We start from the raw sequence: 15,518 nt of genomic DNA on the forward strand, positions 1-15,518 counted from the left end.
GTCAAGACAGCTTTTCTGCCACACGCATAACCGCACTTCGTGCCCTGGGATTTTCCTGCACTTCCTGCCGGGAAGGTTTGATCGCCTTGCCCAGACTTTTCATCCGTCGATTCAACTGATCTTCTGTCACCGGCAGCCAGCTTGGCAGCTCATCCCCCTTTTGATGCTTGCGGATAAAGCGTTTGACAATCCTGTCTTCCAATGAGTGAAAGCTGATAACCACCAGTCGGCCACCGGGCTTCAATTTTTCCAGGGCCCGATCCAGACACAGCACCAGATCCTCCAGCTCCCGGTTGATATGGATCCTGATGGCCTGAAACGCACGGGTCGCCGGATGCTTACCCTTCTCCCTGGTGGGGCAGGCCGCAGCAATGATATCGGCAAGCCGTCGTGTGGTCAGAATCGGTTCAATATCCCTTTCCCTGACAATGGCCCTGGCCATCCTGCGGGAAAAACGGTCTTCGCCATATTCCCAGATTACCCGGCTTATCTCCTGTTCTTCTGCCCGAGCCAGCCAGCCTGCAGCAGTCTCGCCATCCTGGTGATTCATCCGCATATCCAGAGGTCCCTCCTGCATAAAGCTGAAACCTCTTTCCGGATCATCCAGCTGGGGCGAAGAAACCCCAAGATCCAGCAAAATCCCATCCACCAACTGGTCACTGTGCACGGAATCCACATCGGTAAAAGAACCGTGATGAATTGCAAAGCGTGGGTCCTCACTGGCCAGCTGGACACCGGTGGCAATAGCCAATGGATCTTTATCAATACCCACCAGCCGTCCCTGCTCTGACAGGGTGCTCAAAATCAAACGACTGTGCCCGCCTCGGCCAAAAGTACCGTCGACATAGATTCCGGCAGGATCCGTCAGCAACGCATCGACAGCCTCATTCAGCAGCACTGTTTTATGCACATGGTCAGCCACCTCATTTTGGGTCGCTACCATTTCCTTGCCACCTTTGCTGACATCTGCCTGACTACCAACACGATTTAACGATTTCATAAACTTTTCACAAAGCTTTCTTAACTCAAAAACAGCAAAAAAGTGATTTACAAAGAGAGCGACTGCAATTCCATCGGAATCTCTTCTGATTCACTGGCTTCTTTCAGGTATTGGTCGCGGCGCTCATTCCAGCAACGTTCATCCCAAAGCTCGAATTTCTTGCCCTGACCCAGCAAAATACTGCGCTTTTCAAGACCTGCGTAGTCACGCAACAGTGGAGGGATAAGAATACGCCCATTGCCGTCCAGCTCTACATCGGTGGCGTGCCCAATCAAGAGCCTCTGAATCCGGCGAGTCATTGGATGAAAACTGGGAAGTGCTTCAATTTTCTGCTGAATAAGCTCCCACTCATCCAATGGATAAATCAGCAAGCAAGGTTCGTCGGTGTCAATCGTTGCCACCAGGGCACCACCGCAGCGATCCCGCAACACCTGCCGATAACGGGCTGGTATGGCAAGACGCCCTTTGGCATCCAGATTAATGGCATTTACACCGCGAAACACATTACCTTCTCCCTGGTCCCCGAACCCCTGAAAACCTTAAAGTGACCATCACTTATAAAAAGCACTAATGAGAGCCAACTCCATTCGGCCACCCATTTCGCTCCACCTGTTTCGTTCCACCAATTGGCCCCGCCAATTCGCCCCACAATAATCCACTTTACACCACTAAAGCACACTATAGGAATCTGAAAAACCCACGTCAAGCAGGGGTTCTACCTCTTCCCCGTCATTATTGGACAACCCAATAAAAGAACAGTTTGAAAAATGAATAGCGAAAGCCTTTAAACAAAGGGCAAAACAGAATCTATGGAGGAATTAAAGAACTATGGTTCTATTTTTTTAAAGACAGCAACAGCGGGTACAAAACACTTTTATTGCGATAAAGACTTTGGATTTAAAGACAGTGAGACAAAGGCAGAGTCGCGTCCGAGGCAACAGACACCCTGAAAACGATCAGGAAAAGCAAACTTGAAGCGGAAAAAAGAGTCGCGAGCCGGCCTGTAAGCCGGGTTCTGTCCAGCCTGCCAAAGCAGGCCTGGGCAATCATTCATCTGGGATGTCTGTCACCAGACACCTCAAGCAACCTACCCGAATCCAGTGCGGGTCACACCTATAGGATTCCTATTTGGTCTTGCTCCAGGCGGGGTTTACCGTGCCATGGACTGTTACCAGCCATGCGGTGCGCTCTTACCGCACCCTTTCACCCTTACCGGCCAACTTCTTTACAACAAACGTTGAAAAGAACACTGGCTTAGGCGGTCTACTCTCTGCTGCACTTTCCGTAGGCTTTCGCCCCCCAGGCATTACCTGGCGCCCTACCCTCTGGAGCCCGGACTTTCCTCCCTTCACTCTGATCAAACAACCAGAATAAACAGCGACTGCCCGGCCAGCTCGCGGCGGCGAATATTACTTGTGAAATCTGCAATAATCAACAGTAACAACAAACCACCCGATTTCGGGGTTGGCAAAAACCGTCATTCATATCCCCACTTGCAGCAAAAACCCGTTTATGATTTGTCCCGGAATACCTTCATCACTTTACCTGGTCTGTTAAAAAGCGCTGCCCACAAAAGCACATTTCGGGTAGCGGGAAGCGTCTATTTCAGGACAACTCCCGTGATCAGCAGCTACTCCCCCTTCTTCATGTCCAAACCCAATTCATAAAGGTCTTTCTTTCTCAACCCGGTCAGATCAGCGACCACGGCAGCCGCTTTTTTAATAGGCAAATCCTGTAACAGACGTTGCAGCATTTTTGCAATATCGGGGCTGATTTCAGAATCTTCTTCCTCTTTATAGCCCTCGATCAACACCACAAACTCGCCACGCTGCTGATTGGCATCGGATTGCAAAACGGCCTGAATCTCCGATACCGTTCCGGTCATCACGGTTTCAAAGGTTTTGGTGATTTCCCGGGCAAGAGCAATGTACCGGTCACCACCGAGCACCGTTGCCAGATCTTCCAGAAGTTCCATAATACGGTGTGGCGACTCATAAACCCCCCAGGTACTGGCAAAAGCCGCCAACGATTCTATTCGCTTGCGACGCCCCGCCCCTTTCGCGGGCAGAAAACCTGCAAAATAAAAACGATCAGTAGGCAAACCACTGACTGACAGCGCGGCGATAAATGCGCAGGCCCCGGGAATGGGAACCACCCGAAATCCAGCCTCTCTCACCGACCGGACCAGGTAAAAGCCAGGGTCAGAAATTAACGGCGTACCGGCATCACTGATCAGGGCAATAGTCTCCCCCGCCTGCATACGTCGCACAATCATCCCGGCCTGATGTCGTTCATTGTGGTCATGACAGGGAATCAGCGGAGTATCAATACCGAAGTGATTCATCAAACGCTTACTGTGCCGGGTATCCTCTGCGGCAATAACGTCAACCTGACGAAGCACCTCTATGGCCCTGGGCGTCATATCACCCAGATTACCCATTGGCGTAGAAACTATATAAAGAAGCGGGTCAGACATGACAATAAAGAACCGATATGAATTTTCAGGCAATAGCTTACCATTTTGATCACTTCACATCCGAAAAAAATCCAGACAGGATCAAAACCCTGACTGCCATTGCGGCAGAAGACTTTAGCCCCGGCAAAGAACATGACCACCCGCAATACGTCACCAGACGCCATTGTGAACTCACGACCCCAGGTTAGTGTACTGAACTTTTTTTTAATCAATAGGTCAATGAATGGTGAATACTTTTTTTCCACACAATGTGTTTTTCCTGCAATTACAGAGATAATCTATGATCACTGGCACTTCTACTTCCACCTGTTTAAATACTGATGCTCCCCCCACTTACCAGGAAGCCATCGATGACAGTCTTTATTCAATTGATCAGCTGGCAGGAAAATTTATTGTCAACGCCGAAGCAATCCGTAAATCCAACCAAGGGGACATTAACCAATGCAAAAAATCACTGTTTGCCAGAATGATCAAGCAATTAAATGAGCGCATCCCCAGACCTTTTATACTCCCGGCTGAACTGAGCGCACTAACCAACCCAAAGGATTTTAGCCATTGCGATTGGAAAAAGTGGCAAGACAACGTCGACCAGAAGGATTTTGATAAGGGATATGGTGCCATCGAGGAAATAGGAGACAGGATCGGATCGGAGGACACAGAAAAACTTCTGTTTGAATTTTTACCACCATTGGACCCGGAGTATTATGACTTTTTTTCTGTAACTTCTATTTTAAACAAAGAGAAGCCTTTTCAGCAGGTGGCCTGGCTAATGCGAGGCCGATGTATACCCGCAAAAGACTTTATTACGAAAGCCATCTCAATGGGACTCGTGGACGAAGAACTGGTTAACAAGATATACGCTCGGGGTTCCATGGATCAAGGCAGCTCAGTAAACGATGAAACACCTGATAGCAAGCTGCCGGATTACAAAACTTCATGCAACCAACTTGAGGTCGCCTCAGCCTGTGATCTGGCTGGAGAATTCATAACAACCGCTATTACCTGCGGGAGAGATACTGATGCCGATAAAATTGAACTAATGCATCAGTTTACTTCCATTCTGAATGAAACTCACAGGTGTGGTGTCAGTGTCATAGGCGTTAATCCAGGGCAGTTCGGCAACAATCCGACCACAGTGATTAAGTCAGATTGGTCAAACTGGCAAAAGGCAGTTTATAAAAAAATTAAAAAAAGCAATACCTGGGTGCCACGGAACGAAAAAACTATTGAAAAGATTGAAGGTATATTATTAAAAAGTAACCTCAACCCTGACATGCTGCACACTGTTTTTAGGTCAAACCCGGATATCCGTGATTTAAACTTCAACCCTGGAAAAAAAGTACCCCATAGTGAAGATTTGCTTAAGTCAGCGTTCATGTTTTGTAAAGGCTCCTGTCAACCAATAACTAACATCATCACTGGTTTGATTGAGTCAGGCTGTTTAACTCAAAAAACCATTAATAAAATTTATTCACTGGGCATCAGCTCTTAAAAATTCAGATTACCAAGGTTGAACAGGATGAGCACTTCAGTTTAATTAAAAAACTACTGACGTGCATCACTCTCAGTTGCCCAATATCGCTGAGCAGCCTGGTTTTACTATACGAAAGAGAATATTCTGCCTCTGGATTTTATCCTCTCAATGATTGCAGCCTTGGCTGGAGTTGGAAACTTTGTTAGCCGGGTTGTTTGTTCGTTTTTTGAGCTGCTGGGCCAAATTAAGCAGCACACTGTTTTGGGTCGCTTCTGCCACAACCATATGAAACAGTTCATCCCCCTTGCCCGTATTCCCCCCCTTGGCTCAGCTCTTTCTTATCCAGCTCAAGGGCAGCGTGCGCTTTTATATTATCTTTCCAGTCTTTTACCGGTCAGCAATGCAGACTGAATATAAGTAGTTAACCAACATTTTTTTCACGCTACCTGGCATACAATCACCAACCGGATCAAAACGGAAAAAAGAGACACTGCTTTAACGAGATTTAAAATTTGGAGTCTGATCACTATCATGAAAAAAATTGTATTACTTACATGTCTTTTATTTTCGTCATTGCTACGCGCAAATGCATTCGATCCCGGTCAGTACAGCGTTGCACCACTGTTGCCCGAAAAGTTGGTTGTGGTGCGTAGCCAGGTGTCCGGTGTTGTCGATGCCTACAACTTTGAAAATGGGGATCCGGTCAAAAAGGGCAACGCTCTGTTAGCCATCTCCGCCAGGGATTACACGCTCAATCTCAATCTGGCCAGATATGAGCTGGATGTGAGCAAAAGTGAGCTGGCAACCCAGCAGAAACAGTTGGCACGCTTTCAGTCCCTGTACAAGACCAAAGGTATCTCCGCCAGTGATCTGGATAACCAGACCCGGTTGACCAATATCAGCCAGGCACAGCATAATGCCAGCAATGTCCGATACGACATTGCCCGGGAAACCCTGAACAAGTCTGCTCCCAAGGCACCGTTTTCCGGTGTGATTGTTGAGCGTACTGTCGAGCTTGGGCAGTTTATCTCTGTCGGTGATCCTCTCTATACCATCGTTGATACCCAGCAGCTCAAAGCACGTTTTCATCTTCTGGAAGCGGACTTTACTCGCCTGAAAAAAGGCGACCAACTGAAGGTGGTTGTACCATCCATCGGGCAGTCATTGACCGGTCATGTGACTGTACTCTCTCCTGCTATTCAGGCAGATGCCCCCGGATTTCTGGTGGAGGTCACCGTTAATAACCGTGCCGGCAAACTGAGTGCCGGTATGGAGTCTCGCGTTTATCTGGACGTCACTGGTCGTACAACCGCAGGGGAAGCACGATGAACACGTTGCTGGAACTGTTATCACTGCGCAAGTTTGCTGCCAAGACGCTGACCTTTCTGATCATCGCTACCGGGGTGTTTATCGCCATCGGCCTGCCGATGGCAGAAAAGCCCCGTTACGACATGATGAGCGGCAATATCACCACAAGTTATCCCGGTGCCACGGCACTGGATATCGAGAGCAATATCACCAGCAAGATCGAGAAAGAACTACTATTGAAGGTATCGGTGATATTCATACCACAGACCTTCGTGATCCCGAGTTTCTGATCGCCCTGGAACCCATATCCCTGAAGCGCTACGGTCTGACCGTCGATGAAGTGGCCGCACTGGTTGCCCAGCGTAATGCTCTGATCAGCGGTGGTCGTCTGGATCAGCTGAAAAACAGCCCTGAGCTGATTACCGCTGCCGAGCTGAAAAGTGCCGAACAGTTGCGGGAGATGATGATCGGTTTTGCCCCTCGTCTGAAGCTCAAGGATGTGGCCGGAGATATTCGGGAGAGTTTTGCCAAGGGCGAGGTCTACGGTTCGATCAATGGCAACAAGAGTATTGTTTTCGACCTGCGCACCAATGAGAGTGGCGATGTACTGAGTACGGCTGAAAGCGTCCGCAATCTGCTGGCGAAAGAGCAGGAGCTGCTGGGCAAGAACTATACGCTGGGTGTCGGCTTTGATCTCTCTAACGAGATTCAGGAGAAAGCCTCGATTGTACAGAGTAATGGTCTGGTTGGCCTCGGTCTGGTGCTGGTAACTCTGGCACTGTTCCTGAGAAAGCGGATCGCCCTGTGGGTGGCAATATCTATCCCGGTCTGTATTTTCGGTACCCTGGCAGTGTTGCCGGCCTTTGGTCAGATTCTCGATGTCTTTACCCTGTCTGCACTGATCCTGATTATCGGCATTATTGTCGATGACGCGGTCGTGGTCAGTGATCGTATAGTGGCACTGGTGGAAGAGGGCTACGAGCTGGAACGTGCCGTCACCGAAGGTATAAAAAACGTGTTTCCAGCGGTGCTGGCCAGCGTGCTTTCCACCATGATTGCCTTTGTGCCGCTGCTGTTCCTGCCCGGTAACAGTGGCAAGATGATGTATGTGATTCCGCTCACCGTCATTATCGCCCTCTGTTTCTCGTTTATTGATGCACTGTTGTTTATCCCGGCACACCTGAAAGGCGTATTCAAGCAGGGAGAGGCGGTTGCCAAAAAAGGTTCCAGCCAGCTTAAGTGGCTGAATACCATCGTTGCCAGCCTGATTCGCAAGCGTGCTGTTTTCCTGCCGGTTATGGTGGCCACCATTATTGGTCTGGGGGTGGTTTCGTACCAGAGTCTGACCTATCTGTTCTTCCCGGTCGATGGTGCTTACCTTATCGAGATGGAAGCGGAGGCGGATACTGAACTTTCCCTGGATGAAGTCTGGAAAGAGACCCAGGCACTGGAAAAGATCATCAAGAATACCCCGGAAGTGGCGGCCTGGTACGGTCAGGTCGGAACACCGGTCAGCACCTGGGGTGTCTCCCTGATACCGGCCAACCAGCGCGATCGCAATGCCGAGCAGATCGTCGCCGACTGGGAGAAGCAGGCCGAGAGCATTACCGGTCTTGCCCAGATCGAGTTTGATGTCGATGGCGGTGGTCCGCCGGCTGGTCGTCCGGTAGACCTGCGGGTTGTCGGCGGCAGTGACGAAGGCCGGGAGAAGCTGGCCAATGACCTGGTAGCATTTTTGCAGGAGATACCCGGCAGTCATCGGGTACGGCGAGATCTCAATGCACCATCACCACAGGCGCAGGCAGTGTTGCAGTACGACTGGCTCAACTATTACGGTATCAGCGCTATGCAGGTCGGAGATATTATCAAGTACGCTATTGATGGCCAGCGCGTGACGCGGGTCTTCAACGGTGAGGAAGAGGTTCACTTTCGTGTGGCACTTGACGACAATGATCGTCTACCAACTGAGTTGGATGAATTGCTGGTGCGCGGCAAGAATAACCAGCTGATACCGTTACGCAAGCTGGTACGCTGGGAATTTACCGATGCTCTGGCTGGTATCGACCATTACAACGGCAAGCGGGTAATTCGGGTTTCGGCGGGGCTGGATACCACCATAACCGATCCGGTGGCGGTCTTTGATCAGGTGCAGACCCGGTTCGCTACCGCTAACATGAGCACCGATTATCAGGGTGCGAGTATTATCGTTACCGGCCAGATTCTGGAAACCCTGGAGGCGGAGCGAGGATTTTCTGTTGCTATCGGTTTTGCCCTGTTTGGCATCCTGCTACTGCTGTTGCTGCTGTTTGACCGTGTCTTCGAAACATTGATCGTACTGTCTGTTATTCCTTTGGGTATCTGCGGTGCGCTGTTTATCCTGTTCATCCATGGTCAGGTACTGAGCTTCTTCGCCATTATCGGTATGATCGCCCTGATCGGTATTATGGTAAACAACAGCCTGGTGCTGGTATGGCACCTGATGGAGACCGAGCAAGCGTGCACCAGGGCGAATATGGTGGAGTTTGTCATCAAGGGTACCCAGAGCCGTGTACGTCCTATTTTGCTGACAACGGTGACCACTGTTGCCGGTCTGACCCCCTTAGCCTATGGCCTCGGGGGCTACGATAACTACATGTCGCCCATGGCGCTGGTCGTTGGCTGGGGCTGCGTGATCTCGATGATGGTAACATTGACTGTGATTCCTTCCCTCTACCTGCTGGTTAAACAGCGGCAGTTTGGTAAGGCCTGATCGTTGATCTTTATGCGGGGACTCAATAGTTGAGTCCCTTTTTTTATGTAGTGGTCAAGTAAAAATGGACACCTGATTAACCCGCTTTCCTGAATTCCTGTTGCTCAAAGTCCACAGGGCTCACGCAATCAAGATAGGAATGAAATCTGCGGTTGTTGTAGAACAAAATGTAATCAACAACCGCTGCTGCAACATCTGCTCTTGTTTCGAAAATATAATGGTCAGTCCTTTCCCTTTTCAGACTTCCAAAGAAACGCTCGGTCACCGCATTAAATAAGTAATATCTGTCGTATAGTCCTTATTCGCCTTCGTGACTGCAAACTCCCTGTTCAGGAGATTTTCTGCAACTGGAAACTTGTGCCTGCTATTCGTCGTCACCATGAATTTTTTCGCATACTTCACGACCAGCCCCAACCGTTTCATCAGTGTTGTTGCCTGATGGCGACCTATGCTGTAAACCTTGCTTTGCAGTGCTTTTGCCATTCTTCAGCTGCCAAATGCCCAGTGGCTCAGATAATTTCTGTTTCCTCACCGGGCAAGCCAGTCCGGGGGGGTTCTGTACTCTGTTATTTTGAAGAAGGTTTTTTTGAAGAAGGTTCGTTTGAAGAAGGGTGCTTATCAACGGCAGCAGAAGCCTCAGGCTGACTGGCAGATACTGCGTCTGCATTACCCGGTGTGACCTGCTGGTCACCCGACGGCTGGTCAGTCAGGCGATCCACTGTGAGGTGCTCCAGCTCCTCCAGTGAGGCTTTGGCTGCCTGATAATCCTGAATCATTTTATCTGGTATCATCTGCTGGTCACCCGGCGGCTGACTGGTCAGGAGATCTGCAAATCTGAGGCACTTTTGCTCCAGCGTGGCTCTGACTGCCTGATAATCCCGAATCACTTCATCCCGTGTCACCTGTTGGCCATTCAACGTCATCCCTCTCAGGTAACATTCCTCTTTATGGCGCACTAACGACAATGGGAGTAGGTCTTACTTGCAACGATGGTCATTGGCTGCCAGCAAATCCTGCTTCATCTCATCGGGTGTCACCTGCATGCCAGCCGACATGAGCTCCCTCCTAACATTACATTCCAAATTGGATATCACTAATTTTTCTCTGAAATCCCTTATCGCTGATTTGCACAAATTATCTTGATCTGGCAACCGGTTGAATTCTTGAATAACGTCATAGGGATTTACTTTTCGGTTGTTGTGTAGAATGTTTTGTAAGCAAAGTTTTTCCAGGAAGAGGCCACTCCTGAGAGACGTTTTATCTTTTCCATAAGCACCAAGCACATCAGCCGAGGTGATGTGACGCCCATCTAATGGTTTTTTTTCCCAAAAGGCATCCTCAATACCCTGGTCTTCCATCAGGCTGGTGGCTGTGTCTTCAAGAGACTGATGGCTTGAGATTTTTTTACCACTGAATATACCTGTGGCGTGGTCAGTCGTCCCGCTTGAGTCGGTTGGCAGGTCACTGGCAGGCTCCGGGTGGGAGTAGATGGATGGTGTTACTGTTGCTTGCATAATAAAGTCCTGGTGTTGAATATCAGCATCTGTTTGACCTCAAACTGTCCATTTGGTTCACACTCAGATGTGTCAATTTGCTCCATGGAGTGAAATTACACTTCTGCAACCGGAGTACAACGGTTTTTTCTTGCACCCGGTAACTGTCAGCATTAATGTTCAAAAAAAGTTCAAAAAGGAGGACTTTCGCTTTTAGGAGATGCGTTTATTACTGCCCCGGCTATCTTGAGGTCAGGTTCAGAACCAGAACCAGAACCAGAACCAAAAGAGTCTCTTCGTGAAATAACTGTCCCACTTCCAAACTCATCATCTAAAAACTGAATGACCCTGGCTGGCAATGTACTCATCACTCTGTCGGCCTTGAAACCATGGGCCAGCGATAGAAAGTCATGTAGTAGATTGAGCATATTCCTGTTGGTGAGTGATGACGTGGTACTTTCATAGTCAGCTGGCCTGACTGAGCCTTGTTCCATCCAATATTTTTCCTCAACCTGTTCAATACAGACAGAAAAGGCGATGATTAAGTCTTCCTCTTTTTCAGGGTCTGTTTGAACGGTACCCCGTAGATTTTCAGGTTTTAGGTAATCACCTAATATTTGCTTGACCAGCAGTTGAGGATTTCCTGCTCCATTTTCAACTGGCGATTTTCAGCTTACAGCTCTTTTATTCGCTGTTGATCAGGCGTCAGAGCTTGCTGCCCTTTGCCAGGAAAAGACATTTCCTTTTTTTCATTCTGCTCACGTACCCAACGTCTTAGGTTAACATCATGGATACCAAGACTTCTGGCCGTAGCAGCCTGCCCCTGTTCAACTACCATAGCAATGGCTTTACGCTTAAATTCCGGGGAATAATTCTTACGCTGCTTTGTCACTTTCTACCTCGTCATCAATGGCACTATTGTGCTTAACGAGGTGTCCTAAGCCATTAAACCACTTCATGGCTTGAAATTTCTAAGCTGCCTGTGCGGCAGTGAACTATTGGTCAGTCTGACAGTTCCACCGCCTGCGTTTCTAAGCTGCCTGTGCGGCAGTGAACGTTTGTATGCACGAATGGACAGGACAAGCAACTTTCTAAGCTGCCTGTGCGGCAGTGAACATCACCATCAATATTCTATAACCCGGCAAAAATTTCTAAGCTGCCTGTGCGGCAGTGAACGGAGAGTTGCTAACAGTCCAGATCGGTAAAGCATTTCTAAGCTGCCTGTGCGGCAGTGAACTCTTCAGTAATAGCTGAAAAGCTATACAGAGATTTCTAAGCTGCCTGTGCGGCAGTGAACGGAAAAGGCCCTGGCCGCTGTCTCGGAGCGGCTTTTCTAAGCTGCCTGTGCGGCAGTGAACCTCGGCAAAGATCTCGCCGATGGCTCCCCTTTTCTAAGCTGCCTGTGCGGCAGTGAACTTCAATGGTTCTCTGATCAGCCATGTTTAACATTTCTAAGCTGCCTGTGCGGCAGTGAACTGACGGTATCGAGCAAGAGATACCTATCGACCATTTCTAAGCTGCCTGTGCGGCAGTGAACGGCAGCAATCTGTCGATATTCAGCAATACCATTTTCTAAGCTGCCTGTGCGGCAGTGAACTCCCCCTTGGCAAAAATCACCAGCTGATTGTCTTTCTAAGCTGCCTGTGCGGCAGTGAACACAATTAAAATTTATAAATGCTCGTGTTCTATTTTCTAAGCTGCCTGTGCGGCAGTGAACCATAACATCATTTTTTATCAACTGAGCGTAATTTTCTAAGCTGCCTGTGCGGCAGTGAACCGATGGCACCTCCTGAATATCGGCGCTGATCATTTCTAAGCTGCCTGTGCGGCAGTGAACTTAACCACTGCCGGAGCCGTTCCCGCGTGACGTTTCTAAGCTGCCTGTGCGGCAGTGAACACGAAACAGCACAGGGCTACAAACTAAATTTTTTTCTAAGCTGCCTGTGCGGCAGTGAACCGGAGGCTCATCAGGGAGCAACCAGCTTGTTTTTTCTAAGCTGCCTGTGCGGCAGTGAACTTCGGGGTAACGTGTGCTCAGCATGCCAGCAATTTCTAAGCTGCCTGTGCGGCAGTGAACCCAGAAGGGGGCACAGTGGTCAGGCTGGCGCTTTTCTAAGCTGCCTGTGCGGCAGTGAACGTAGATACCCTCGGATTCCGCAGGCTATTGCGTTTCTAAGCTGCCTGTGCGGCAGTGAACACTGTTTGCTGCAAGACGGACAGGACAAGCAATTTCTAAGCTGCCTGTGCGGCAGTGAACACACGCTGCAAAATATGCTGAATCACTTCATCTTTCTAAGCTGCCTGTGCGGCAGTGAACATACCCCGGAGACAACAGGGCATGAAATTTTATTTCTAAGCTGCCTGTGCGGCAGTGAACCTGTTGGTTAACACTGTCGCTGGCTTACAGTGTTTCTAAGCTGCCTGTGCGGCAGTGAACTGTCGTTTTATCATCGGCGCGGCTGAGGAAGTTTTCTAAGCTGCCTGTGCGGCAGTGAACGCGCTCTCTGTGTATTTGTTGTGCAGCAAACATTTCTAAGCTGCCTGTGCGGCAGTGAACCTGTTTACGCAAAAAAAGGCAATGCAAGAGCATTTCTAAGCTGCCTGTGCGGCAGTGAACAGTTCCATTTTTCTCTGGAGTTCTGCGGGGATTTTCTAAGCTGCCTGTGCGGCAGTGAACCCTGCCTGCAGGGCTTCTACTTTTTTCTTGCTTTTCTAAGCTGCCTGTGCGGCAGTGAACGTCGTAATTCAGTCTGGGATTACAGTGATGAATTTCTAAGCTGCCTGTGCGGCAGTGAACCCGAAGTTGAACATAAGCCCGTGCGTCACTCTTTTCTAAGCTGCCTGTGCGGCAGTGAACGGGGCACTGCAACAGGCGGGAGTCTCACGGGTTTTCTAAGCTGCCTGTGCGGCAGTGAACCATAACCGTCCACCTCATCACAGAAGATCTTGTTTCTAAGCTGCCTGTGCGGCAGTGAACTTGGAATGGGTATGTGAATTTTTTTCCCAAGATTTCTAAGCTGCCTGTGCGGCAGTGAACTGTGTTTTGTTTCTTTTTGGTGACGTGTCCTTTTTCTAAGCTGCCTGTGCGGCAGTGAACGGCATCATGGTCTTTTGCCATCCGGCTCAGCATTTCTAAGCTGCCTGTGCGGCAGTGAACAACCCAAAAACCCCCGAACCATCAGGTTCTCATTTCTAAGCTGCCTGTGCGGCAGTGAACCTGGCATGACTATGGGTGGGCGTTGTGTGATCTTTCTAAGCTGCCTGTGCGGCAGTGAACTGAAACTCATAGATAGACTGATTCCGCCAGTTTTTCTAAGCTGCCTGTGCGGCAGTGAACTTGGCCTGATGGTGAAGCAGTCGCGCCCGTTCTTTCTAAGCTGCCTGTGCGGCAGTGAACAATGGCTGGCAGGATCGACGAGTTGCAGAGGATTTCTAAGCTGCCTGTGCGGCAGTGAACGGGGTCTGGTATGGCGCTCACCAGTGCGCAAATTTCTAAGCTGCCTGTGCGGCAGTGAACCTGATCTGAGCCTTTTCAACCGTGACCCGCTGTTTCTAAGCTGCCTGTGCGGCAGTGAACCAAGCCAGGCTATTCATGAAGCGTTTGCTCTGTTTCTAAGCTGCCTGTGCGGCAGTGAACACCTTTTGAGCTGCCTTTGCATTCCCCCGCAATTTCTAAGCTGCCTGTGCGGCAGTGAACAATGAACAGATTGATATTGCCAGTCTGCTACTTTTCTAAGCTGCCTGTGCGGCAGTGAACGTGACCATATTCATGATGCCAGGTCTGTTCCATTTCTAAGCTGCCTGTGCGGCAGTGAACACAGCTGATGAATGATCTGGTAACCGGCCTTGTTTCTAAGCTGCCTGTGCGGCAGTGAACTAACCGTCATTTTATATTTGCCTTTTTCAAAATTTCTAAGCTGCCTGTGCGGCAGTGAACGAAACCTCTCTATTTTTCCTCCATCCCTTGCGTTTCTAAGCTGCCTGTGCGGCAGTGAACTGGTTGAAGCGTAAAACGTTCAATTCTGGTCATTTCTAAGCTGCCTGTGCGGCAGTGAACAAGGAACAGGGGTCTTACCGACTAAAGCAAATTTTCTAAGCTGCCTGTGCGGCAGTGAACCCTGTCGGATCGCTTACCTGCGTTATCTTCGTTTTCTAAGCTGCCTGTGCGGCAGTGAACACAGCCAGGATGAGATAGACCGGTTGCTGACATTTCTAAGCTGCCTGTGCGGCAGTGAACTTGAGCGCCTTCGACACTTTCAAGGGCTTTCTTTTCTAAGCTGCCTGTGCGGCAGTGAACACTTGCTGAGTGAATCTAACCCCCGCTTGTGCTTTCTAAGCTGCCTGTGCGGCAGTGAACAAAATTCAAAGCAGAGTACAGCAACGAAGTAATTTCTAAGCTGCCTGTGCGGCAGTGAACTCTTGTACTTCTGAAAAATGAAGAGTATTCCATTTCTAAGCTGCCTGTGCGGCAGTGAACAACGACCACTACTACAGAATTCCCTGTTTCCCATTTCTAAGCTGCCTGTGCGGCAGTGAACAAACATCACCGCAGCACTGAACATTTCCAAAATTTCTAAGCTGCCTGTGCGGCAGTGAACTACTTAACATCTTGGAATCCAACTTTACCGTTTTTCTAAGCTGCCTGTGCGGCAGTGAACCAGGAGCAGGGCGCTTACAGGCTGAAGCAAATTTTCTAAGCTGCCTGTGCGGCAGTGAACTCCAAGATGCAAGATAAAATTACTCTTAAGATTTTCTAAGCTGCCTGTGCGGCAGTGAACTTCCGGTTAATAACAGATCAAGAAATTTCAGCTTTCTAAGCTGCCTGTGCGGCAGTGAACGTTAACCCATGATTCTAGCTCAGAATCAGTAATTTCTAAGCTGCCTGTGCGGCAGTGAACGTGATGATTGTAACTCTGCGCCTGCATGTGATTTTCTAAGCTGCCTGTGCGGCAGTGAACGGCAACTTTTAGCGGAAAGCCTAGCGGTGTTTGTCAACATAGTTGTCGCCTCAACTTAAG

Annotated in this window: 14 protein-coding genes, 1 other RNA gene and 1 CRISPR repeat array; of the genes, 5 read left to right on the plus strand and 10 right to left on the minus strand. The window is 49.3% G+C overall.

The window, feature by feature from the left end; all coding sequences use genetic code 11:
• Position 1 precedes the first annotated feature (1 nt).
• From rsmH to rsmI, 4 genes are all read right to left on the minus strand, one after another.
• On the minus strand, positions 2 to 943 hold the full coding sequence (gene rsmH / locus CX664_RS10415; RefSeq protein WP_101746683.1) for a 16S rRNA (cytosine(1402)-N(4))-methyltransferase RsmH: 942 nt from the start codon (positions 941 to 943) through the stop codon (positions 2 to 4).
• Positions 944 to 1,047: 104 nt separating this feature from the next.
• The gene (gene mraZ / locus CX664_RS10420; RefSeq protein WP_101746672.1) at positions 1,048 to 1,503 is read right to left on the minus strand and encodes a division/cell wall cluster transcriptional repressor MraZ; all 456 of its coding nucleotides are present in this window, start codon (positions 1,501 to 1,503) and stop codon (positions 1,048 to 1,050) included.
• 485 nt (positions 1,504 to 1,988) lie between these two features.
• Positions 1,989 to 2,397, minus strand: an RNA gene (gene rnpB / locus CX664_RS10425) — RNase P RNA component class A.
• Positions 2,398 to 2,630: 233 nt separating this feature from the next.
• Positions 2,631 to 3,509, minus strand: coding sequence for a 16S rRNA (cytidine(1402)-2'-O)-methyltransferase (gene rsmI, locus CX664_RS10430; RefSeq protein WP_441080850.1), 879 nt, complete (start codon positions 3,507 to 3,509; stop codon positions 2,631 to 2,633).
• 247 nt (positions 3,510 to 3,756) lie between these two features.
• Here rsmI and CX664_RS10440 point away from each other — a divergent pair, with 247 nt between their 5' ends.
• The 5 genes from CX664_RS10440 (at position 3,757) to CX664_RS10450 (ending at position 9,007) form a co-directional block, all read left to right on the plus strand.
• Complete coding sequence (locus CX664_RS10440; RefSeq protein WP_101746675.1) at positions 3,757 to 4,968, plus strand: hypothetical protein; 1,212 nt, start codon at positions 3,757 to 3,759, stop codon at positions 4,966 to 4,968.
• A gap of 150 nt (positions 4,969 to 5,118) precedes the next feature.
• Positions 5,119 to 5,361, plus strand: coding sequence for a hypothetical protein (locus CX664_RS25645; RefSeq protein ID WP_145999932.1), 243 nt, complete (start codon positions 5,119 to 5,121; stop codon positions 5,359 to 5,361).
• Between the two features lie 162 nt (positions 5,362 to 5,523).
• The gene (locus tag CX664_RS10445) at positions 5,524 to 6,279 is read left to right on the plus strand and encodes an efflux RND transporter periplasmic adaptor subunit (RefSeq protein WP_219622159.1); all 756 of its coding nucleotides are present in this window, start codon (positions 5,524 to 5,526) and stop codon (positions 6,277 to 6,279) included.
• Positions 6,276 to 6,548, plus strand: a complete 273-nt coding sequence (locus CX664_RS28110) for an efflux RND transporter permease subunit (protein ID WP_206679342.1) — start codon at positions 6,276 to 6,278, stop codon at positions 6,546 to 6,548. The genes CX664_RS10445 and CX664_RS28110 overlap by 4 nt, the downstream gene beginning before the upstream one ends.
• Positions 6,503 to 9,007 (plus strand): efflux RND transporter permease subunit, encoded by a 2,505-nt coding sequence (locus CX664_RS10450; protein WP_420810355.1) that lies wholly within the window; start codon positions 6,503 to 6,505, stop codon positions 9,005 to 9,007. Before CX664_RS28110 ends, CX664_RS10450 begins: the two co-directional genes overlap by 46 nt.
• Positions 9,008 to 9,083: 76 nt before the next feature.
• On the opposite strand, the gene CX664_RS28115 is transcribed toward CX664_RS10450, so the two are convergent.
• The 6 genes from CX664_RS28115 to CX664_RS10475 form a co-directional block, all read right to left on the minus strand.
• Positions 9,084 to 9,272, minus strand: a complete 189-nt coding sequence (locus CX664_RS28115; protein WP_101746677.1) for an IS3 family transposase — start codon at positions 9,270 to 9,272, stop codon at positions 9,084 to 9,086.
• Entirely contained in the window at positions 9,269 to 9,490 is a 222-nt protein-coding gene (locus CX664_RS10460) for a hypothetical protein (protein WP_101746678.1), read from the minus strand. Before CX664_RS10460 ends, CX664_RS28115 begins: the two co-directional genes overlap by 4 nt.
• Before the next feature lie 83 nt (positions 9,491 to 9,573).
• Positions 9,574 to 9,972: a hypothetical protein gene (locus CX664_RS10465; RefSeq protein WP_145999933.1), complete on the minus strand. Its 399-nt coding sequence runs from the start codon at positions 9,970 to 9,972 to the stop codon at positions 9,574 to 9,576.
• A gap of 12 nt (positions 9,973 to 9,984) precedes the next feature.
• A complete protein-coding gene (locus CX664_RS10470) occupies positions 9,985 to 10,521 on the minus strand; it encodes a hypothetical protein (protein WP_101746680.1) in 537 nt (178 codons plus the stop codon).
• A gap of 170 nt (positions 10,522 to 10,691) precedes the next feature.
• Positions 10,692 to 10,994 (minus strand): hypothetical protein, encoded by a 303-nt coding sequence (locus CX664_RS25650; RefSeq protein WP_145999934.1) that lies wholly within the window; start codon positions 10,992 to 10,994, stop codon positions 10,692 to 10,694.
• Between the two features lie 179 nt (positions 10,995 to 11,173).
• Complete coding sequence (locus tag CX664_RS10475; RefSeq protein ID WP_101746681.1) at positions 11,174 to 11,392, minus strand: transposase; 219 nt, start codon at positions 11,390 to 11,392, stop codon at positions 11,174 to 11,176.
• A gap of 76 nt (positions 11,393 to 11,468) precedes the next feature.
• Positions 11,469 to 15,458: direct repeats of the CRISPR family, unit length 28 nt; unit sequence TTTCTAAGCTGCCTGTGCGGCAGTGAAC.
• The last annotated feature ends 60 nt before the right edge of the window (positions 15,459 to 15,518 follow it).

It is taken from the genome of Endozoicomonas acroporae (genome assembly GCF_002864045.1).
GTDB classification, from domain to species: Bacteria; Pseudomonadota; Gammaproteobacteria; order Pseudomonadales; family Endozoicomonadaceae; genus Endozoicomonas; species Endozoicomonas acroporae.

Excerpts from the sequence above, each read along its gene's own strand:
- rsmH (WP_101746683.1), bottom strand. The coding sequence starts at position 943 with ATGGTAGCGACCCAAAATGAGGTGGCTGACCATGTGCATAAAACAGTG.
- CX664_RS10440 (WP_101746675.1), top strand. The coding sequence starts at position 3,757 with ATGATCACTGGCACTTCTACTTCCACCTGTTTAAATACTGATGCTCCC.
- CX664_RS25645 (WP_145999932.1), top strand. The coding sequence starts at position 5,119 with ATGATTGCAGCCTTGGCTGGAGTTGGAAACTTTGTTAGCCGGGTTGTT.
- CX664_RS28110 (WP_206679342.1), top strand. The coding sequence starts at position 6,276 with ATGAACACGTTGCTGGAACTGTTATCACTGCGCAAGTTTGCTGCCAAG.
- CX664_RS10460 (WP_101746678.1), bottom strand. The coding sequence starts at position 9,490 with ATGGCAAAAGCACTGCAAAGCAAGGTTTACAGCATAGGTCGCCATCAG.
- CX664_RS10470 (WP_101746680.1), bottom strand. The coding sequence starts at position 10,521 with ATGCAAGCAACAGTAACACCATCCATCTACTCCCACCCGGAGCCTGCC.
- CX664_RS25650 (WP_145999934.1), bottom strand. The coding sequence starts at position 10,994 with ATGGAACAAGGCTCAGTCAGGCCAGCTGACTATGAAAGTACCACGTCA.